Annotated in this window: 21 protein-coding genes; 10 read left to right on the top strand and 11 right to left on the bottom strand. The window is 67.6% G+C overall.

Annotated elements, in window-relative coordinates; translation table 11 throughout:
• Nucleotides 1-37: 37 nt before the first annotated feature.
• Nucleotides 38-1,513 (top strand): phospholipase D-like domain-containing protein, encoded by a 1,476-nt coding sequence (locus V7Q81_RS01100; protein ID WP_333839502.1) that lies wholly within the window; start codon nt 38-40, stop codon nt 1,511-1,513.
• On the top strand, nt 1,510-2,634 hold the full coding sequence (locus V7Q81_RS01095) for an NAD(P)/FAD-dependent oxidoreductase (protein WP_333839500.1): 1,125 nt from the start codon (nt 1,510-1,512) through the stop codon (nt 2,632-2,634). The genes V7Q81_RS01100 and V7Q81_RS01095 overlap by 4 nt, the downstream gene beginning before the upstream one ends.
• Before the next feature lie 300 nt (nt 2,635-2,934).
• Here the strand turns inward: V7Q81_RS01095 and V7Q81_RS01090 are convergent, their stop codons facing one another.
• From V7Q81_RS01090 to V7Q81_RS01075, 4 genes are all read right to left on the bottom strand, one after another.
• Entirely contained in the window at nt 2,935-3,252 is a 318-nt protein-coding gene (locus V7Q81_RS01090) for a PGPGW domain-containing protein (RefSeq protein ID WP_333839498.1), read from the bottom strand.
• A gap of 100 nt (nt 3,253-3,352) precedes the next feature.
• The gene (thrH, locus tag V7Q81_RS01085) at nt 3,353-3,961 is read right to left on the bottom strand and encodes a bifunctional phosphoserine phosphatase/homoserine phosphotransferase ThrH (protein WP_333839495.1); all 609 of its coding nucleotides are present in this window, start codon (nt 3,959-3,961) and stop codon (nt 3,353-3,355) included.
• Between the two features lie 64 nt (nt 3,962-4,025).
• Nucleotides 4,026-4,490: a sortase domain-containing protein gene (locus V7Q81_RS01080; RefSeq protein WP_333839492.1), complete on the bottom strand. Its 465-nt coding sequence runs from the start codon at nt 4,488-4,490 to the stop codon at nt 4,026-4,028.
• A gap of 147 nt (nt 4,491-4,637) precedes the next feature.
• The gene (locus V7Q81_RS01075) at nt 4,638-4,802 is read right to left on the bottom strand and encodes a hypothetical protein (protein ID WP_333839490.1); all 165 of its coding nucleotides are present in this window, start codon (nt 4,800-4,802) and stop codon (nt 4,638-4,640) included.
• A gap of 204 nt (nt 4,803-5,006) precedes the next feature.
• Between V7Q81_RS01075 and pdsR the strand changes: the two genes are divergently transcribed.
• From pdsR to V7Q81_RS01060, 3 genes are all read left to right on the top strand, one after another.
• Nucleotides 5,007-5,711, top strand: coding sequence for a proteobacterial dedicated sortase system response regulator (pdsR, locus tag V7Q81_RS01070; RefSeq protein WP_333839488.1), 705 nt, complete (start codon nt 5,007-5,009; stop codon nt 5,709-5,711).
• The gene (gene pdsS / locus V7Q81_RS01065) at nt 5,708-7,819 is read left to right on the top strand and encodes a proteobacterial dedicated sortase system histidine kinase (RefSeq protein ID WP_333839486.1); all 2,112 of its coding nucleotides are present in this window, start codon (nt 5,708-5,710) and stop codon (nt 7,817-7,819) included. Before pdsR ends, pdsS begins: the two co-directional genes overlap by 4 nt.
• 70 nt (nt 7,820-7,889) lie before the next feature.
• Nucleotides 7,890-8,309 carry a hypothetical protein gene (locus V7Q81_RS01060; RefSeq protein WP_333839485.1) on the top strand — a complete coding sequence of 140 codons (420 nt, stop codon included), beginning with the start codon at nt 7,890-7,892 and terminating at the stop codon, nt 8,307-8,309.
• A 27-nt stretch (nt 8,310-8,336) separates the two neighbouring features.
• Here the strand turns inward: V7Q81_RS01060 and V7Q81_RS01055 are convergent, their stop codons facing one another.
• Nucleotides 8,337-10,154 carry a M61 family metallopeptidase gene (locus V7Q81_RS01055; protein ID WP_333839483.1) on the bottom strand — a complete coding sequence of 606 codons (1,818 nt, stop codon included), beginning with the start codon at nt 10,152-10,154 and terminating at the stop codon, nt 8,337-8,339.
• Between the two features lie 186 nt (nt 10,155-10,340).
• On the opposite strand from V7Q81_RS01055, the gene V7Q81_RS01050 reads away from it, so the two are divergent.
• The 5 genes from V7Q81_RS01050 to V7Q81_RS01030 all read left to right on the top strand — a co-directional run bounded on the left by V7Q81_RS01050 (nt 10,341) and on the right by V7Q81_RS01030 (nt 13,877).
• Nucleotides 10,341-10,847 (top strand): RNA polymerase sigma factor, encoded by a 507-nt coding sequence (locus V7Q81_RS01050; protein WP_333839481.1) that lies wholly within the window; start codon nt 10,341-10,343, stop codon nt 10,845-10,847.
• Nucleotides 10,844-11,599, top strand: a complete 756-nt coding sequence (locus tag V7Q81_RS01045; RefSeq protein ID WP_333839479.1) for an anti-sigma factor family protein — start codon at nt 10,844-10,846, stop codon at nt 11,597-11,599. The genes V7Q81_RS01050 and V7Q81_RS01045 overlap by 4 nt, the downstream gene beginning before the upstream one ends.
• Nucleotides 11,600-11,696: 97 nt before the next feature.
• Nucleotides 11,697-12,644: a protein-methionine-sulfoxide reductase catalytic subunit MsrP gene (gene msrP, locus V7Q81_RS01040; protein ID WP_333839477.1), complete on the top strand. Its 948-nt coding sequence runs from the start codon at nt 11,697-11,699 to the stop codon at nt 12,642-12,644.
• 12 nt (nt 12,645-12,656) lie between these two features.
• On the top strand, nt 12,657-13,304 hold the full coding sequence (locus tag V7Q81_RS01035; RefSeq protein WP_333839475.1) for a sulfite oxidase heme-binding subunit YedZ: 648 nt from the start codon (nt 12,657-12,659) through the stop codon (nt 13,302-13,304).
• A gap of 129 nt (nt 13,305-13,433) precedes the next feature.
• The gene (locus V7Q81_RS01030) at nt 13,434-13,877 is read left to right on the top strand and encodes a hypothetical protein (RefSeq protein WP_333839473.1); all 444 of its coding nucleotides are present in this window, start codon (nt 13,434-13,436) and stop codon (nt 13,875-13,877) included.
• Nucleotides 13,878-14,005: 128 nt separating this feature from the next.
• Here V7Q81_RS01030 and lysA read toward each other — a convergent pair whose 3' ends face one another.
• From lysA to glyS, 6 genes are read right to left on the bottom strand one after another with little or no spacing between them, the layout of a single operon-like run.
• Nucleotides 14,006-15,256 carry a diaminopimelate decarboxylase gene (lysA, locus tag V7Q81_RS01025; RefSeq protein WP_333839471.1) on the bottom strand — a complete coding sequence of 417 codons (1,251 nt, stop codon included), beginning with the start codon at nt 15,254-15,256 and terminating at the stop codon, nt 14,006-14,008.
• Nucleotides 15,253-15,405: an LPS translocon maturation chaperone LptM gene (gene lptM, locus V7Q81_RS01020; RefSeq protein WP_333839549.1), complete on the bottom strand. Its 153-nt coding sequence runs from the start codon at nt 15,403-15,405 to the stop codon at nt 15,253-15,255. The genes lysA and lptM overlap by 4 nt, the downstream gene beginning before the upstream one ends.
• A 49-nt stretch (nt 15,406-15,454) precedes the next feature.
• Nucleotides 15,455-16,171, bottom strand: coding sequence for a M48 family metallopeptidase (locus tag V7Q81_RS01015; protein ID WP_333839468.1), 717 nt, complete (start codon nt 16,169-16,171; stop codon nt 15,455-15,457).
• 4 nt (nt 16,172-16,175) lie between these two features.
• The gene (locus V7Q81_RS01010) at nt 16,176-16,898 is read right to left on the bottom strand and encodes a lysophospholipid acyltransferase family protein (protein ID WP_333839466.1); all 723 of its coding nucleotides are present in this window, start codon (nt 16,896-16,898) and stop codon (nt 16,176-16,178) included.
• A 37-nt stretch (nt 16,899-16,935) separates the two neighbouring features.
• A complete protein-coding gene (gmhB, locus tag V7Q81_RS01005; protein ID WP_333839464.1) occupies nt 16,936-17,481 on the bottom strand; it encodes a D-glycero-beta-D-manno-heptose 1,7-bisphosphate 7-phosphatase in 546 nt (181 codons plus the stop codon).
• 45 nt (nt 17,482-17,526) lie between these two features.
• On the bottom strand, nt 17,527-19,596 hold the full coding sequence (gene glyS, locus V7Q81_RS01000) for a glycine--tRNA ligase subunit beta (RefSeq protein ID WP_333839462.1): 2,070 nt from the start codon (nt 19,594-19,596) through the stop codon (nt 17,527-17,529).
• Nucleotides 19,597-19,598 lie beyond the last annotated feature (2 nt).

Below are 19,598 nucleotides of genomic sequence, written 5' to 3'. Positions count from 1 at the left end.
GGCGCCCAGTATAATGCTCTTTCCGGCCTGGGCCTCTATGCAGCTGCCCGAATCCCTCGACGTCATCCGCGTTCTCGCCGATCAGGCATTCTCCCGCTCCGCGGGAGCACCCCTGGTGGCCGGAAACCGGGTGCGCGTGCTCTGCGACGCGACGGAGAACTACCCGGCGTGGCAGGCGGCCATTGAGGACGCCCGTCGCCAGGTGTGTCTGGAGATGTACATCATCGACGATGACCGCATCGGCCGCCGTTTCGTGGATCTCCTGGCGCGCAAGGCTCGCGAGGGCGTGGCGGTGCGCGTGCTCTACGACTGGTTCGGGTCCCTGCGCGCCGGCTGGAGCCGCCTGTTCCAGCCCCTCACGGAGGCGGGGGGCGAGGTTCGAGCGTGCAATCCGCCCCGGCTCACGGCAGCCTTCAGCGTCCTGTCCCGGGACCACCGCAAGCTCCTGGTGGCGGACACCGAAGTCGCTTTCGTCTCCGGTCTATGCATCGGGGAATCGTGGATGGGGGATCCCGCCCGGGGTCGGGAGCCGTGGCGCGACACGGGGGTGGAGATCCGCGGGCCCGCCGTGGCCGACCTTCTCTGGACCTTCGCCGAGGCCTGGGAGGACGCGGGCGGCAGCATCCCCGAGTCCCTCATTCCAGCGCGGGAATCGATCCCGGCCCGGGGCGAGGTGGCCCTGCGGGTGATCGGCGCCACCCCCACCACTGCCAACCTCTATCGTCTGGACCTGTTGGTGGCGGCCCTCGCCCGCCGCAGCCTGTGGCTCACCGACGCCTATTTCATGGCCACCCCCGTGTACCTGGAAGCCCTGCGGGAAGCCGCCCGGGACGGGGTCGATGTGCGCCTGCTGGTGCCGCGCTCGAGCGACGTGCCGGTCATCGCCACCCTGTCCCGTACCCAGTACCGGCCGCTGCTGGAGGCGGGCATCCGCGTCTTCGAGTGGGACGGCCCCATGATCCACGCCAAGACCGCGGTGGCCGACGGACGCTGGGCACGGGTGGGCTCCACCAACCTGAACTTTTCCAGTTGGTTCGGCAACTGGGAATTGGATGTGGCCATTGAGGACGCAGGCGTGGCGCAGGAGATGGAGGCGCGCTTCCTGCAGGATCTGCGCCGCGCGACGGAGATCGTTCTCTCGCCCCGGCAGCGGGTGGTGCTATCCAGTCCCCGCCAGCGGCTCAAGGCCATGCGCGAGCGGGCCCGCTCCAGCGCCCGGGGCGCAGTGCGCTATGCGGCCCACCTGGGCGGCGCGGCGGCTGCGGCGGTGCGCGGGCGACGCCCCCTGGACGCGGCCGAGGCCCGGGCCCTCGCCACCATCGGCGCCGTGCTGATGGCCCTTTCCCTCCTCGCCTGGCGCTATCCATACGTCATTGCGGCACCCGCGGTGGTAGTGCTCTTTTGGATCGGCCTCACCGCCGCGGCGCGCGCTGTGGGCCTGCTGTGGCGTCGCCGCACCGAGACCGGGCGCGGCGCGGACGGGGTTGCCTCCCGTCGGGCGGGAAACCCATGAGCCGGCCGCGGGTGGTGCTGGTGGGCGCCGGCCATGCTCACCTGCACGTGGCGCTGAACGCCCAGGCCTTCCGCGCCCGAGGGGCGGAGCTCATCCTCGTCGATCCTGGCCGGCTGTGGTATTCCGGCATGGCCACCGGCATGCTGGGCGGCCAGTACGCGCCGGAGGACGACCAGATCGATCCTTGCCCGGTGATCGAGGCGAACGGCGGCCGGTTTGTACTGGATCGGGCGGCGGGCCTGGACCGTACCGGCCGGGCGGTGATCCTCGCCTCCGGCGCGCGTCTCCCCTACGATTGGGTGTCCTTCAATGTGGGGAGCGAAGTGGCGGCCGATCCCGACTGGATGAGGTTCCACGACGTCTGGACGGTGAAGCCCATCCTGGGATTGGTGCACCTCAGGCGACGGCTGGAGGAGGCTTTCCGCTCTTCCTCCTCCAGGCCCCTGCGGGTGGTCGTGATCGGCGGCGGCGCGACCGGCGGGGAAGTCGCCGCCAACGTGGATGCGCTCGCGCGGCGCCGCGGCGGGCGGGTGCGGATCACCCTGGTGGAGCGGGGTAGGCACCTCCTTCCAGGCTATCCGCCCGGTGCCGGGCGGCTGCTATATCGGGTGCTCACCCAGCGGGGCATCGAAGTGCTGTTCCGCTTCCATGTGCGCACCGTGCGGCAGGGGCAGTTGGAGTCCGAGGACGGCCACAGGGCGGAATGGGACGTGCTGGTGGTGGCGACCGGCTTGAAACCCGCCGCCCTGGTTTCCCGGCTGGGGCTCCCGGTGGCGGACGACGGCGGGCTTCGAGTCTCCGCTTCCCTATGCTCCGTCGCCGATGGACGGGTGTTCGCCGCGGGCGACTGCGCCACGCTGGAACATCACCGGCTGCCCAAGCTGGGCGTATACGGCGTGCGCCAGGGCCCCGTGCTGCTGAAAAACCTCCTGGCGAGGGTGACTGGCGGCGCATTGCACCGCTACCGCCCGCAAGCCTTCGCCCTCTCGATTCTCGACCTGGGGGAGGGGGAAGCCCTCGCTGCTTGGGGTCCCTTGTACGGAAAAGGGCGCTGGTGCATGGGCTGGAAGGCGTGGCTGGACCGCCGCTTCATGGAACGGTACCGGCGCTACGCCCCTTAATGGGAGGCGGCCGCCTCCTCCCGTGCCCACCATGCCTTGCCTGCGGGGCTCAGGCTGTACGGGTCGTCGGTCCCGTCCAGGTTAAGCGGCATGGATGAGGCCTGCCACCTCCAGCCGGGTCAGGGCCTTCGTCACGGTTTCGCGCGGCAGCGTCAGGCGCGCTGTCAGTGCCCCCGCAGGAGCGGCTTGGAGGTGGGCAATCGTCGCTAGGAGCCGCTGCGCTTCCATCGCCGGTTTTTTTTTTGCCGATGTCGCCATTGTCCATGGCGTCGTGGCGCCCGAGGCGCGGCGCAGGCGAGGCTACCTTGGACCGCGGGGTGGGCGGTTGCCCCATCGCTGCCGCAGACGCCTCCATGCCGGGCCCAGCCACAGCTCGGCCCGGTCCAGCGCCCGCGCCACCGTAAGGGAAGTGCTGCCGAGCAGGGTGAGGCCCACGAGCGCCACCAGTAGGCCGGGTCCTGGCATCGCCATGAGGAGGAGCCCCACGAGGACCAGCAGCAGGCCGAGGAAGGCCGTCAGGACCCGGCCCCAGCCGTCGACCCGGCGGCGCTGAGAGCGGTGCCACTCCTGGAAGCGGTGGCCGGGCCTGCCCCGGCGCAATGCTTTCAAGCTTTCCATCCAGCGCTTCATCGCCCAGCCCTGCAAACCGCTTCGACAGGATACGGCAGAAGACGCGGGGAGCAAACCAGGCAGGAGGCAGCCGAGCGGGCTTCCTTCCTCAGAGCCGGTCGAGGGCGGCGGCGAAAGCCCACTGCAGCTCTTCGTAGTTGTGGGCAATGGGAAACTGGGGAAATTCCCGGGCCACGTTCTCGGGTGGGCGGTAGAAGATGCCGACGTCCGCTTCCGCCAGCATGGCGGTGTCGTTGTAGGAATCGCCGGCGGCCACCACCTTGAAGTTCAGGCCATGGAAAGCCCTGACCGCTTCGCGCTTGGCGTCTTTTTGCCGCAGCCGGTAGTCGACCACGCGTCCGTGGTCGTCCACCACCAGGCGGTGGCACAGCAGGGTCGGGTATCCCAGGCGACGCATGAGGGGCAGGGCGAACTCGTAATAGGTGTCCGAAAGGATCACCACCTGGCAGCGCTCCCGCAGCCAGTCCAGGAACGGACGCGCCCCGGGCAACGGCTCCAAGGTGGCGATCACTGCCTGGAGGTCGGGCAGTCCCAAGCGGTGTTGGTGGAGGAGCCGCAGGCGCTGGCGCATGAGCTGGTCGTAGTCGGGCACGTCCCGGGTGGTGGCGCGAAGCTCGGGAATGCCCGCGCGCTCGGCGAGACCCACCCAGATTTCGGGGACGAGAACGCCTTCCAGATCGAGGCACGCGATGTGCATGCAAGCGGCTCCCAAGGCGAAAAAACGGCCAGTATAAGCATTCGTGGTTCCTGCTCCAAGGCATTTACCCGACCGCCCGATGGCCTTCGGTGGGCCCATGGGGGACCGGCAGGGCCTCGATCCGCTCGCAGCTCACCACGTAGCGCAGCGCCCCGCCGGGGCCCGGGCTTGCGAAGGGATAGGGGCAGACCAGGGTAAGCCCCCGGGCGAAGGGGGCCAGATGCAGGGGCAGCATGCGCCGGTCGGCGATGAAATGCGCCTTGACCCGATAGCGTCTGCCTTCGCCCCCTGGGGTGTCCAGCCGGATCTCGTCTGCCGGCTGTAATGCCTGAAGGAAACGGAAGTGGTCACCGCCCCGGACCGTGAGCAGGAGATGGAGGCGGCGAGCGCCGGAACGGACGGCGTTTGGCGAGCCCCCCGCCTCTAGGCCCCACGCACCCATGTCCGCCAGGAGCAGAAGCCTTACGCCGAGGCGCGGGACGCTCAGTTTCGCGACAGGCCAAGCCTTGACCCAGGACCAGGGTTTCATGTTCCGGCCTCCCTTGCGAAGCGTTGCCGTGTGGGAGTGGCAGGGTGTGTTCCGCCGCCGGGCGGAAGGGACACCCTGCGAAAGCACGCACCCCCATTCGGTCGAACGACGGGCACACACCGTCGGCGGGGCCCGTACACAGCCGGTTCAGAGGGGTCCCGGAAGCAGGGTGAAAAGCAACACCAGGGTCCCCAGGACGAAGCTGACGGCGAGGCCGGCGAGAACGCTCAAACCCAAGGCAGACAAGGCATCGCGCAGGATCTCCGACCGCGGGAGCCGGCGGGTGGGAGGCAACGGTTGCATGGCGCTCATGGTCTTTTCCTCTTCCATTGATGGGGGCCGGCCGGGATGGCCACCGGCAGTAGATTCAACGCTGCCGGCATGGCGGCGCGGGGGAAGTAAAAATGGAATTCCCGGGGGCGATTGGGGCAAAAAAATGGCAAACCGCTCACCGGGATTTCCCGCGCTTGCGGGCCGCGCTATAGTCCCTGCAGACTTTCCCGAGTCATTACTGCCATGAGCCGACGCATCGCCATCGTGGAGGATGAGCCCGCCATCCGAGACAACTATGCGGACGCGCTGCGCCAGCGCCACTACGAAGTGGCTACCTACGCCAACCGGCGCGAGGCGCTGGAGGCGTTCCGGCTGCGACTGCCGGATATGGCCATCATCGATATCGGGCTCGAGGACGAGCCCGACGGCGGCTTTACCCTGTGCCGGGAGCTGCGCGCCCTGTCGGCCACCCTGCCCATCATCTTCCTCACGGCTCGGGATAGCGATTTCGACACAGTGGCGGGGCTGCGCCTGGGCGCCGACGACTATCTCACCAAGGACGTGAGCTTGCCCCATCTGCTCGCCCGCATCGCGGCCCTGTTCCGACGCAGCGACCTGGCGGGCAAGATGGCCGAGGCGGAGGACGTGCTGCGGCGCGGCCGACTCACCCTGGACCTTAAGCGCATCATGGCGCGCTGGAACGGGGAACCGGTGGACCTCACCCTCACCGAGTTCTGGATGGTGCATGCCCTCGCCAAGTTTCCCGGCCATGTGAAAAGCCGGGATCAGTTGATGGCAGAGGCGCGCATGGTGGTGGACGACAGCACCATCACCTCCCACGTGAAGCGCATCCGCAAGAAATTCGCGGCGCGCGACCCCGCCTTCGACTGCATCGAGACCGTCTACGGCATGGGTTACCGCTGGAACGACCCGCACGCCGCCGAGTGATCCCCTTCGCACCCACCCTCTCCATCCGCGCCAAGGTGCTGCTGGTGGCCGCGGTGCTGTTGACCATCCCATGGCTCGGCTACCGCTACGTGGTGGAGATGGAGAAGTTCCTGCGGGAAGGCCAGGAGCGGGCGGTGGCGGGCCTCGCCCGGGCGGTGGCCACCGCTCTCCACGACCGGCCGCGGCTGTTCCTGACGGGGCCGGTGGGCGAGAAGTCGCCAGCCGGGCTCATGGTGACCAATCTCACCGCGGCAATGCGGCTGGACGGCCAGGCCTCCGACTGGGAGCGTCAGGTTGTGCCTCTCCATCAGCGCAGCCTGGGAGAGCTATCCGCCGCGCCGGGAGGGCTGGTCTTCTATTCCCTGTCGATCGACCTGCGGGCGGGAAGGTTCGGCCGGCACCTCTATCTTTTCGTGCGCGCCACCGATGACCGGGTGGTGCGGCCCGCTGGCCGTGGCGATGACCTGGGGCGGGCGGATCATCTGTTGCTCGAGATGGAAGGAGTCGCCGGTGAGCTGCGCCGCTGGCGCCTGACCGGCGATCGGGGCGGGGAGCTTCGGGCCGAAGGGGAGCAACCCGGCGGCCGATGGGTGGCCGACCCGGGCGTGGAAGGCGTGTGGTTGTGGAGTGAGACGGGCTATACCGCGGAGCTGCGCCTGCCCTTCGACTTGGGAAGCGAGCGGGTGCGGCTTCTTGCCGTGGACGTGGATACAGGCCGCGGCGCCCGAGCGGGGGAATCGCCGGTGGAAGTGGCGAGCCTCGCTTTTTCCGACACGGAGATCGATCTCATCATCAAGGGCCTTGCCCGGTCGAGCTCCCGCATCTGGGTGCTCGACACCGCCCGTCGCGTTCTGGCCCAGGCCGGCAGCCTTCAGCCGCCCGCGCCTTCAGCGAGCGAGGACGCGACCGGCCTAGGGGCGCGCCTGCAGGAGCACCTGCTGCGACCCCTCTACGCCCTGCTGCTACAGCAGCCGGGCGGACCCCAAACCGAAGATTGGCTTGCGGAAGGCGGGCTCGAGGGACCCGAGGTGGAGGCGGCCCTTTCTGGCATCGCCACCACCGGTTGGCGTCACCTGCCCGACGAGCGAGCCGCCGTGGTCTCGGCGGCTCACCCGGTGTGGAACGAGGACCGGGTCATGGGGGTGGTGCTGGTGGAGGAAAGCACCCGGCCGATCTTGAGCGTGCGCAACGCGGCGCTGGAGGCCCTTTTCAACCTGACGCTCGCCGTTTTCATCCTGGGGGCGCTTGCCCTCTTTGTCTTCGCGCGCCATGTGTCGGTGCGCATCCGGCGCCTGCGAGACGCGGTGGACCGGGCCATCGATCCCCAGGGCCGGGTGCGGGGAGAAATCGAGACGCCCGCCTCCGGGGACGAGATCGGCGATCTCGCCCGCAGCTTCGTCGCCATGCTAGCGCGGTTGCGTCAATACACCGGATACCTGGAACAGATGGCGAGCCGCTTGTCGCACGAGTTCCGCACGCCCATCGCCGTGGTGCGCTCTTCCCTGGAAAACCTGAAGGGGCAATCCTTGCCCGCAGAAGCCCAGGTCTATCTCCACCGGGCCGAGCAGGGGCTCGCGCGCCTGTCCACCCTCCTCACCCGCATGACCGAGGCGACGCGCCTCGAGCAGGCCCTCGCCCGGGCGGAGCGGGAACGTTTCGATCTTGCCCAGGTGGTTTCGGGCTGCGTGGAAGGCTACCGCAGCGCCTATCCCGGACGCGAGCTCACCTTTTACCTGGGGGCGAGCGGACCGATGGGATTGATGGGAGTACCGGACCTGATTGCCCAGCTGCTCGACAAACTGGTGGTCAACGCCATGGACTTTGCCCGGCCCGGGACGCCCGTCACGGTGCGCCTGGAGCAGGAGGGAAACCAGGCGCTGTTGCGGGTGCTCAACGAAGGCCCGCCTCTGCCCGCCGAAATGCAGGGCCGGCTGTTCGAGTCCATGGTGTCGGTGCGGCCCAATACCAAGGAATCCGGCGAGCCCCACCTGGGGCTGGGACTGTACATCGTGCGCCTGATCGCCGAATTCCACGGCGGTGCCGCAACGCTAGCGAACCGGCAGGACGTGGACGGGGTAGTAGCCACGGTGAGGCTGCCCCTTGCCTGACGGGGCGCATGTGGCTACCGGCGGGCCAAAAGCCGGCGTACAATGCCCTGTCCTTTCGGAGTTCCTTCCCATGGGCCTTGGGGAGCGCATCCGCCAGCTTGGCTTCAGGCGCTGGTACGAGCGCCAGCTGATCGAGAGCCACGCCTATCTCGTGACCTGTTTCCTGTGCATGCTGGTGGTGGCGGCGACGCTGGAAGGCGTGAGCTTCCGAGAGCCGGGCGTGGAACCCTTCGCCCTGCTCACTCTGGCCTTCGGCGGTGGCGCCCTGAGCCTCTTCTCCTGGGGACGCTACAAGATCACCATGAGCCTGGCCGAGCGGCTGGCGGATCACGCGACCTGTCCCCGCTGCCGCGCCTATGGTGCGTTTACCGTCACGGCGTGGGGGCCCCACGGGGATTCGGCCTCGAGCGGAGAGCCAGAGGCCGAGGCGGCGCAGGCCTGGCTGCAGGTGCGCTGCCGCAAGTGCGGCCGCGAGTGGACCATGCACTGAGGGGCGTTTCATAGCCCTGCGCCGTGCTCACCCGCCCAGCCATTCCTTGAGCCGCCCAGCGAAGCGGGTCGAGGCCTCCAGAGTGAGATAGCACGTGTCGAGGGGCGCGGCACCGAGGGTTAAGCGCCGCACGAACAGCTCGTCGCGGCGAAAGCCGGTCACTTCCACGGTGTCCCCGGGCCGGTAGCGGGCGAGGCGCGCTTCCAAGTTGGAAGGGGTGATGCGCAAGCCATCCAGGGCGAGGAGGATATCGCCGGCGGCGAGGCCCGCCGCCTGGGCGGGCCCGCCGTCCAGCACGTGGGTGAGCGTCACCTCGGCCCCATTGCCGCTCGTGCGCGCCCCCAGGGTGACCCGCTCCTTGAGTTCGTTGGCCGGCTTCCCCGCCGGCTTGCCCCCCTTGTCCGTCGCCGACTCCGCAGGGCGCAGCGCCATCTTTACTCCGAAGCGGGCGAGCAGGTTTTTCAGGGGCAGCTCCTCGGTGGAGCGTAGCGCCCGGTCGAAGAAGGCCCCCAGCTTGAGCCCAGTCACCTCTTCTGCGAGCCGCTCGATCCCGTCTTCGGGCACAGGCACCCCAGTCAGGCCGTGCCTGCGCCACAGCGCCCGCATGACCTCGTCCAGACTCTTGCGACCGCGGGTGCGGTCGCGAATCAACAGATCCAGGCACAAGGCGATGAGGCTTCCCTTGGTGTAGTAGCTCACCACCGCATTGGGCGTGTTCTCGTCCTGGCGGTAGTACTTGATCCAGGCATCCCAGCTCGATTCCGCCACCGTCTGTTTGTGGCGGCCAGGAGTGCGCAGCAGTTGAGTGATCGACTGACCTAGGAGCTCCAGGTAGCCCTGGCGCGGAATCAACCCGCAGCGCACGAGGGCGAGATCGTCGTAGTAAGAGGTGAAGCCTTCGAACGCCCAGAGCAAGGTGGTGTAACACTCCCTGTCTAGGTCGTAAGGGGAGAAAGCGGATGGCCGGATGCGCTTCACGTTCCAGGTATGGAAGTACTCGTGGCTTGCGAGCCCCAGGAACCGACGGTAGCCTTCGGTCACTTCCCTGGCACCGGCGCGGGGCAGATCGTCCCGGGCGGTGAGCAGCGCCGTGGAAGCCCGATGCTCGAGTCCTCCGTAGCCTTCGCCCACCGCTGTCACCAGGAAAATATAGTGGTTGAAGGGAACCGGCTCGCCGAAAAAGCGTATATGATATTCGCATAAGCGCTGCAGGTCCCGAGTTAGCCGCTCCAGGTCCACGTCGCTCACTCCGGTGAGGGCCACCTCGTGGGGCACGCCGCAGGCGCGAAAGCGGGCGAGCCGGAATTCGCCCATTTCCACAGGATGGTCGATCAGCTCGTCGTAGTCCCGGGCTGCGTAGCGGCCGAAACCGTGCGCTTCGGCGCCGTCCCGGGCGAGGGAGGTGGCCACTCGCCAGCTCCGGTAACGGGCGCCTCGGGGCGGCGCGATCTCTACCCGGCAGGGTCGCCCTTCCTTTCCCAGCACCCGCAGAAACACGCACGGGCCGTTGAAAAAGCCATGGGTGGTGTCCAAGTGGGCGCCCCGCACCGACAGATCCCAGGCGTACACCTCCATGGTCACCGTGACCGGGCCGGGCGCACAGTCGCAGCGCCAGGTGTGCTTGTCCACCTTCTCGATGGTGAGGGGTTTGCCGCCGCTCGTGGCTCGGATCGTCACTACGTGTTTGGCGAAATCCCGGATCATGTAACTGCCGGGGATCCACGCCGGCAGGGCGAAATGCTGGCCCTCCGGATCGGGATCGTCCACCGTGCAGCTCACCTCGAACAGGTGGGCTTCGGGAGACTTGGGAAAGATGCGGTAGGCGATGGGTCGGGAGCGCGTCATGGTGCCGTAGCGGTGTAGGAGGTTCGCCGCATTGTAACTTCGGGGCTTGCGCGAGCCTACCGCGCAGGGGAATAAATCCCCATCCGGGTCTGTTTACGCTCATGAACTCGTTTTCGTGCGGGGGCGAGGCAGCGGGTGCCAGGGGCCCGCAAGCAGCCGGCGTGCCGCCAAGGCGAGGGACCATCGATGAACGAAACGGAAAAAATCGCGGCCCTCATTCCCCGGCTGCGGCGCTACGCCCGGGCCTTGCTGGGCGATGCCGTCGCGGCCGATGACCTGGTGCAGGACACGCTGGAGCGGGCCTGGCGTAAGGCGGCCTTGTGGCGGCCGGGCAGCGACCTGCGGGCGTGGCTGTTCGCCATCATGCACAACCTGTTCGTCAATCAAGTGCGGTCGCGGCGTCCGGATAAGGAGGCGTCCCTCGACGAGGGGGCCCTGGAGCGACCCGCCGCCGCCGATGCCTCGGCCGGGGTGCAGCTGCTCGATCTCGCCTCCGCTCTGGCCCGACTGCCCCCCGAGCAGCGGGAGGTGCTGTTGCTGGTGGGATTGGAGGAGTTGACTTACCGGGAGGCGGCCCAAGTGCTGGGCGTGCCCGTCGGCACGGTCATGTCCCGACTCGCCCGGGGACGGGAACGGTTGCGGCAACTGATGAACGGCGAGGGCGGCGCCCCTTCGTTGCGAGTGGTGAAATGAAGCACGATCCTGTCGTCGAAGCGGATTTGCACGCCTACCTGGATGGGGAGCTTCCCCCCGAGCGGCGCTCGGAGGTGCAGGCGCACCTCGCCGCCCACACCGAGGACGCGGCGCGGCTTACCGCCTATGCCGAGCAGAAGCGGGCGCTCCATACTTTGTACGATGGCGTAATGGACGAGCCCGTTCCGCAGCGGCTACAGCCACCTGCGGCCGGCGGTCGGCGCATCCTGGCGTGGCGGCCTGCGGCGGCCGCGGCCTGGTTGGCCCTGGGCGGGGTGCTCGGCTGGAGCCTGAAGCCCCCCTCCCCACCCGTCGCCTCGGCGCCGGAAATCCTGGCCCGACGGGCGGCGGTGGCCCATGCCGTCTACACTCCCGAAGTCCGCCATCCTGTGGAAGTGGGGGCGGATCAGGAACAACACCTGGTGGCCTGGTTGTCGAAACGACTGGGGGCGCCGGTCAAGGCTCCATCCCTGGTGGAGGAAGGCTACGCCCTGGTGGGCGGGCGGCTCCTCGCCGATGAGGCGGGGCCGGCGGCGCAGTTCATGTACGAAAACGCCGAGGGGCAGCGTCTGACCCTGTACGTGCGGCGGCGGGCGGAGGCGGCAGAGACGGCGTTTCGTTTCGCCCAGGAAGGAAGTGTGAGCACTTTCTACTGGATCGACCGGGATTTTGGCTACGCCCTGTCGGGCCATCTCGCCAAGGAGCCGCTGCAGCGGCTCGCCTTCGCGGTCTATCGCCAGCTGAGCGAATGAACCCTTCGGCCTTTTGTCTGGCAGGCGTGAGTAGCCGTCACGCTGCCGCAAGGGGCAGAGGGACGAGAACGACTCAGGCAGCAAGGGAAAGAGTGCCATGGTGATCAAACGACCGAGCGACGTTTTACCTTCAGAGATCACCCCCAAGGAGGTGTATCTGCGGCGCCGGGAATTCCTCAAGGCTGCCCTCGCCCTGGGCTTGGGTGAAGCCGTGGCGGTGCGCGCGGCGGAAAGTCGTGGCGCGCGGCTCCCCGAGGTGCGTCGATCCCCATTGAGCACCTCGGAGCCGCCCACTTCGTACAAGGACATCACCCGCTACAACAACTTCTACGAATTCGGCACGGACAAGAGCGACCCTGCCGAGCGCGCCCACCTGCTCAAGACCCGCCCCTGGACGGTGACGGTGGAGGGGCTGGTGCGCCGGCCCCGGGTATACGACATCGACGAGCTGCTCAAGCTCGCCCCGCTGGAGGAGCGCGTCTATCGCCTGCGCTGCGTGGAGGCCTGGTCCATGGTGGTGCCCTGGATCGGCTACTCTCTGTCCGAGCTCATCCGGCAGGTGGAACCCCTGGGCAGCGCCAAGTACGTCGAATTCACCACGCTACTGCGGCCCGCGGAGATGCCCGGGCAGCGCCTGCCCATCCTCGCCTGGCCCTATGTGGAGGGGCTGCGCCTGGACGAGGCTCTCCATCCCCTCACCCTCTTGTGTGTGGGCCTGTACGGTGAAGTGCTGCCCAACCAGAACGGGGCCCCGGTGCGCATCGTGGTGCCGTGGAAATACGGCTTCAAGAGCGGGAAGTCCATCGTGAAGATCCGCTTCACCGAGTCGCAACCCAGGACCTCCTGGAACCTGGCCGCGCCCCACGAGTATGGTTTCTATGCCAACGTCAACCCCACGGTGGACCATCCGCGCTGGAGCCAGGCCAAGGAGCGGCGCATCGGCGAAGGGTTTTTCGCCCCCAAGCGAGACACCCTCATGTTCAACGGCTATGCCGAACAGGTGGCCCACCTGTACGCCGGCATGGACCTGCGCCGCTATTTCTGAGCCCCCGGCACCATGGCGACCACCCTGGCCTACCTCCCGCTCGAGCGCGTGCGCCGCTTGAAGCGCGTCGTGTTCTTCCTTGCGCTCGCGCCTCTCGCGCGCTTGCTTTGGCTGGGATTCCATGACGGCCTGGGCGCCAATCCAGTGGAATTCATCACCCGCTCCACGGGCTTCTGGACCCTCACCTTTCTCACCCTCACCCTGGCAGTGACCCCGCTGCGGCGACTGCTCGGGTGGCCATGGCTGTTGCGGCTGCGGCGCATGCTGGGCTTGTACGCCTTCTTCTACGCCTGCCTGCATTTCTCCACCTATCTGGTCTTGGACCAGTTTTTCGACCTAGCGGCCATCGGACAGGACGTGGTGAAGCGCCCCTACATCACGGTGGGCTTTACCTGCTTCCTGCTTCTGATTCCCCTGGCGGTCACCTCGAGCGACCGCATGATCCGCCGGCTCGGTGCCCGCCGCTGGCAGCGGCTGCACCGGCTGGTCTATTTGATCGGCATCGGCGGGGTGATCCACTTCTGGTGGCTGGTCAAGGCGGACGTGACACAACCGGCGCTCTTTGCCGCGACGCTCCTCGTCCTATTGGGCAGCCGCGTGGTGCACGCCTTGCGCAGCCGCGCGCTTTCCCTGTGGCGCACGGGCGTCGAGGCGGAATGAAAAGGATGGGAGGCTGAAAACGACCCGGCAGACCGGGCAAGGGTCGAGGCTTGCCCCGGGCCGCCGGGGGACAGCCGTCAGGCGCCGAGCGCGCCGCTGGCGGCCACGCGCCTGCGCGCTCGGCTTTTCTTGACGGATTTCCTCGCGCTCGCTTTCCCCGCCGCGGGCTTTTTTCCGACTGCCGCTGCTTTCCTGGCGGGTGCCTTTTTCCTGGCGGCTCGTCGCTGCGGGTTGTTGCGGACCTTTTTCGCTGCCGGCTTCCTCACCGTCTTGCGGGCGGTGGGAGAGGTGGCTTTTCTCGCGGGCTTGTTGCGCGCGCCTTTCTTGGGTGCCGCTTTCCGGGGCGCTGCCTTGCGGGCGCTCTTTCTAGCGCTTGTCTTGCGCGCAGCAGGCTTGGGCGCGGGCTTCTTCTTCACGGCGCTTTTCTTCGCCGCAGGTTTCTTTCTGCTCACTGCCATCTCCATGCTCCTTTCTTCGGTCCAGGCTCCAGGTTGGGATGAATGCTGCGGGCTGCGCCGCACTTCCGAGCCCGCTGCGTCGCATTCGCTAGCGTCGAAGGACGCCCAATGGTGAATGAAAACGATCGACGCTCCAGCTCGGTAACCCGATTCTATGGGCTTGAGCAGCGACGCACAACAGCCAGCGCCGGCACAAGCGCTTGGAGCGCGCCACGACGTTGCATTTTCCCCACACCCACTGGATCAATCTGGCAGACGTCTTTCCAGAGCGATCAGCTGCTCGACGGTTTCGCGGCGGCGAATCAGGTGCACCTGATCGCGGTCTACCATCAACTCCGCTGCTCGCGGGCGCGTGTTGTAGTTGGAACTCATGCTCATGCCGTATGCACCGGCGGAGCCGATCGCCAGCAGATCGCCTTCCTCCAGGGCAAGTGTGCGATCGCGGGCGAGAAAATCGCCGCTCTCGCACACCGGCCCGACCACGTCGTAGGTGGCGCTCGCCCGGGCAATCTTCCGCACGACCGGCTGGACCTCGTGATAGGCGTCGTACAAGGACGGGCGCATGAGGTCGTTCATGGCCGCATCCACCACCGCGAAGTTCTTGGTTTCCCCGTGCTTCAGGTATTCAACCCGGGTCACCAGCACGCCGGCATTGCCCACCAGGGCGCGGCCTGGCTCGACAATGAGCCGCTCCCGGCGTCCGCGCAGCAGTCCGGTAAGCGCGCGCCCATACGCCTCGATCGACGGCGGCTGCTCGTCGCGGTAGCGGATACCGAGCCCGCCGCCCAGATCGATGTGAGCGAGGGCTATGTCTTCCGCGGCGAGTCGATCCACGAGCTCGAGGATCTTTTGTGCCGCTTCCACGAAAGGGTCCAGCTCGGTGAGCTGGGAGCCGATGTGACAGCTGATGCCTGCTACCGCGAGATGGGGCATGCGCCGCGCCTCCCGGTACAGGAGCAGGGCCTCGGCGAAGGGAACGCCGAACTTGTTCTCCTTGAGCCCGGTGGCGATGTACGGATGGGTCTTCGCATCCACGTCCGGGTTCACTCGCAGGCTTATGCTCGCTTGCGTACCCAGCGCTGCTGCGACCCGGTTCAGGCGCTTGAGCTCACTCTCCGATTCGACGTTGAAGCACAGCACGCCGGCGGCGAGGGCCTCCCGCATCTCCGTCTCGCTCTTGCCGATGCCGGAAAACACGACCCGGCGCGCGTCGCCGCCGGCTGCTAGCACGCGCTTGAGCTCGCCACCCGAGACGATGTCGAAGCCGCTGCCCAGGCGAGCCAGGAGATCCAGGATGGCCAGGTTGGAACTGGCCTTGACCGCGTAGCACACCAGGTGGGGATGCCCCGCCAGGGCCTCATCGAAGGCGCGATAGGTTTCGGTGAGCTGCGCGCGGGAATAGACGAAGCACGGCGTGCCGAAGCGGGCCGCAATTTCGGTGAGCGGCACATCTTCGGCATGCAGCACGCCGGCGCTGTAGTGAAAGGCGCTCATTCTTGCCGAGAGGGCGTGTCCTTAACAACGGGCGGCGCAGGCTTGCTCTTCTCTTCCGGCAGGTAGAGCGGTCCCTTGAAGCCGCAGCCGTTCAGCAACGCGAGAAAGAGAAGCAAGGGCAACAAAAAACGCCTGACCGGCGAGCGCATCATGACGGCAATGATAGCGGAAGATCGAAAGCGCGGGCTAATCCGCGAGCTAGCCGTACTGCCGCAGCGCCCGGCGCGCGTCGCGCCAGCCGGGGTAGACCTGCTCCACCAGACGCCAGAACGCAGGGGAATGGTTGAGCTCGATCAAGTGGGCAAGCTCGTGGACCACCACGTAATCCACCAAGGACGGGGGCAGTTGGATCAAACGCCAGTTGAAGAGAAGGCGGCCGCGGGAAGAGCAGCTGCCCCACTCGCTGCGGGAAGAAGAAAGGGCGAAGGGGGGCGGCGCCAAGCCCAGGGCGGGGGCGAGAGCGCTCACCCGGTTTGCCAGGTGGCGCAAGGCCTCTTCCCGGTACCAGTCCATGACCAGGGTTTCCATCACGGCGGGGTCATGACAGCGGGGATCTGAGACGAGGAGCCGGTCGGCGACCCGCTCCACCGGCCACAGCCGGGCTTGGGCCTCCACCGCCAGAATGAGAGAGATGCCCAGGTAAGGAAGCCGCGCGCCGGCGCGCCAGTCGGGTCGCCACATCACCCGCGCCGCCAGCGTCTCCAGTCGCTTCAGGATCCAGCGCGCTTTTTCTTGCAAAGTGGCCTCGATCCAAGCGGAGGAGACGCCATAGGGAGCGCTCACCCGCAGCCCCTCCCCGTCTACCCGCATTACCAGATGGCGCATACGCCGCCGACGCCGCAGGCGGTAAGGCACCGGCCGCCCCAGGAGCTGGGCGACCCGGAATTGATCCGCGGCCTGCTTCTGCCGGGCCATCTCTTTAGCGTTCCTGCGGTGCCGCGTCGATGCGCCGCATTTCCGCCTCGATCCATTCCTCTGCCCGGCGCAGCACCTCTTCGGGCTTCAGTCCCCGGGGGTCGATGGGCTCGCCGATGCTCACGGTCACTCGCCCGGGACGCTTGAGGAACGCCCGCCGTCCCCACAGGCGGCCTGCGTTTACCGCCACCGGAACCACGGGCGCGCCGGCGTGCACGGCGAGCCATGCTCCACCCACCTGATAGCGGCCCCGCTCGCCCGGATCGACCCGTCTTCCCTCTGGATAAACGATGACCCAGAATCCGGCGGCGAGCCGCGCCATGCCCTGGCGCAGCAGCTGCTTGAGGGAAGTGCGCAGGGACGTGCGGTCGACGACGATGGGGGAGAGCATGGCCAACCCCCAGCCGAAGAACGGGATGTAGAGCAAACTTTTCTTTACTACGATCACTTGGGGCGGGAAGATTTCCTGGAAGGCCAGGGTCTCCCACGCCGACTGGTGCTTGGAGAGCACCACCGACGGCCGCGTCGGCAGGCGCTCCCGTCCTAGCACCTGATAGCGGATGCCGCAGATCACCCGGGCAAGGAAGATGGTGATGCGCGACCACTGGGTGATGATCCGGTAGCGGGTGAGGGCGTCGAAGGGAAATGTGGCGAGCGCGATGAAAGAAAAGACCGGGGTGGTGATGGCGAGCGCCGCGGCGAAGAGGGCCGAGCGCAGCCAGATCATGGGAGGGCGTCGGCCGGGTGTGTGCCTTGCCCCGTCATCAGGACGAAACCAAGGCGTCCACCGCCGCCGCGAGATCGGGGAACACGGCGGTGCGGGGCGGCAGCTTCCCCTCCAGGCGAGTGCGCTCACCTTTGCCGGTGAGCACCAAGAGCGGCAGGGCGTCCACGGCGGCGGCCGCTTCCAGGTCCCGCAGGGAATCGCCGACGGCCGGCACGCCCTCCAGGGGCACGTTGTAGCGCTGGGCGATCTCCAGCAGCAAGCCCGGGGCGGGCTTGCGGCAGGGGCAGCGGGCTTCGGCGGTGTGGGGGCAGAAGAATAAGGCGTCGATGTGGCCGCCCACCGCGGCCAGCGCCCGGTGCATCTTTTCGTGGACTGCGTTGAGGGTGGTCATGTCGAGCAGCCCCCGCCCGATGCCCGACTGGTTGGTGGCCACCACGACCCGGTAGCCCGCCCGGTTCAGCCGGGCGATGGCCTCCAGGCTGCCGGGAATGGGCCGCCATTCCTCGGGGGACTTGATGAAGTTGACGCTGTCGTAGTTGATGACGCCGTCGCGGTCCAGGATGACCAGTTTGGGGGTGGGCAAGGCTTGCGCTCCTCGATAGCGGAGGTCATTTTAAAACTGGATGCCTCACGCAGCCAGTTTGGAGATGTCTGCCACCTGATTCATCACGCCTGCCAGTTGCCGCAGCAGGGCGAGGCGATTTGAGCGGATGGAGGCATCCTCGGCCATCACCAGCACCTGGTCGAAGAAGCGATCCACCTGAGGCTTGATGCTTGCCAGCGCCGCCAGAGCCTGGGTGTAGTCCCCCCGCTCTATGAGAGCCTCCACCCGAGGCGCGAGCTCCCGGGTGGCCAGGTAGAGCTGCTTCTCCGCCGGCTCTTGCATCAGGGAAGCCTCCGGTGCCCGGTCCTCGGCGTCTGCCTTCTTGAGAATGTTCTGGATGCGCTTGTTGGCCGTGGCCAGGCTCTCCGCCTCTGGCAGGCGGCGGAACGCTTGCACCGCTTGGATGCGGGGCACCACCCGGTCGATGCGGCTCGGCCGCTGGCTCACCACGGCCTCCACCTCGTCAGCCCCGTAGCCCTGGCCCCGCAGGTAATGTCGCAGCCGCTCCAGCATGAACTCGAACACCTCTTCCGCCACGTCGGAGGCGATGATGCCCGGCGCGAAGCTCTCGCGGGCGGCGGCCAGTAGCGCCCGTAGATCGAGGGGCAGGGTGCGCTCGATCAAGAGGCGCAGCACCCCCAGCGCATGGCGCCGCAGGGCATAGGGGTCCTTGTCCCCGCTGGGGGCGAGGCCGATGCCGAAGATACCGATGAGCGCGTCCAGCTTGTCGGCCAGGGCCACGGCCATGGAGACCGGATCCTCGGGCAGCGTGTCGTTGGCGAAGCGCGGGTGGTAGTGCGCCTCGATCGCCCGGGCTACCGCTTCGGGCTCGCCGTCATGGCGGGCGTAGTACATGCCCATGACGCCCTGCAGCTCGGGGAACTCCCCCACCATGTCGGTCAGCAGATCGGCCTTGGAAAGATAGGCGGCCCGCTGCGCGAGGCTTCGATCCGCCCCCAGCGCCTGCGCAATCTCTCCGGCGAGTCTCTGGATGCGGCCCACCCGCGCGAGCTGGCTGCCCAGGCGGTTGTGGTACACCACCTCCGCGAGCCGCGGCACCCGGTCTTCCAGCCGGATTTTGCGGTCCTGGTCGTAGAAAAACCTGGCATCGGCGAGCCGGGCTCGCAACACCCGCTCGTTGCCGTGAACGATTTCCCGGGGATCGTCTACCTGGAGGTTGGACACGATCAGGAAGCGGGGCTGAAGCCTTCCCGTCCCCGGCTCGAGCAGGGGAAAGTACTTCTGGTGCTGCTTCATGGAGAGGATCAGGCATTCCTGGGGCACGGTGAGGAAGGCCGGATCGAAGCTTCCCGTGTACACCACGGGATACTCCACCAGGGCGGTCACCTCGTCGAGCAAGGCCTCGTCTAGGTCCGGCGTGAGCGGACCCGCCGCTTCCACGAGCAGGGTCTCGATCCGGCCTCGACGCTCGTCGAAGGAGGCGATGACGTAGCCTCGGGTGGCAAGCCGCTCGGCGTAGGCTTCGGCGTGGGGGATCTCCAGCACGCCCGCACCCAGGAAGCGGTGGCCGCGGGTCGTGCGCCCGCTCGCGACACCCATGACCGTGCCCGGGATCAGCCGCTCGCCGTGGAGCAGGATGACGCCGTGCACCGGGCGCACGAACTGGGCCTCGCCTGCGCCCCAGCGCATCATCTTTGGCACAGGCAGCCGGGCGGCTGTCTCCTCCACTGCGGGGGCGAGTACCACAGCGAGGCGATGGCCGCTTTCTTTCTTGCGGCAGACGAAATACTCCCCCTTGGCATCCGTTGCGCGCACGAGCTCTTCCGGCCCGACCCCGTGCTTGCGACAAAACCCGAGGAGGGCCGGGGTGGGCCGGCCCGACGGGTCCAGGGCGCTGGCGAGAGAGGGGCCCTTCACTTCCACCCACTTGTCGGGACCCTGATCCCGCACCCGAGTAATCACCACCGCGAGCCGGCGCGGCGTGGCGTAGCCGGCAGCCCGGCTCTCGGGCGCCAGCAGATCCAACGCCCCAAGCCGCCGGACGAGCCCCTCGGTGAAGGCTTCTCCCAGGTTTCGCAACGCCTTCGGCGGCAGCTCCTCGGTGAGGATTTCGACCAGCAGGGTCTCCGTCATGG

The organism is Pelomicrobium sp., assembly GCF_036803785.1.
Classification (GTDB): Bacteria; Pseudomonadota; Gammaproteobacteria; order Burkholderiales; family UBA6910; genus Pelomicrobium.
The sequence above is the reverse complement of the archived record's forward strand: the minus strand, read 5'-3'. Positions and strand labels throughout refer to the sequence as shown.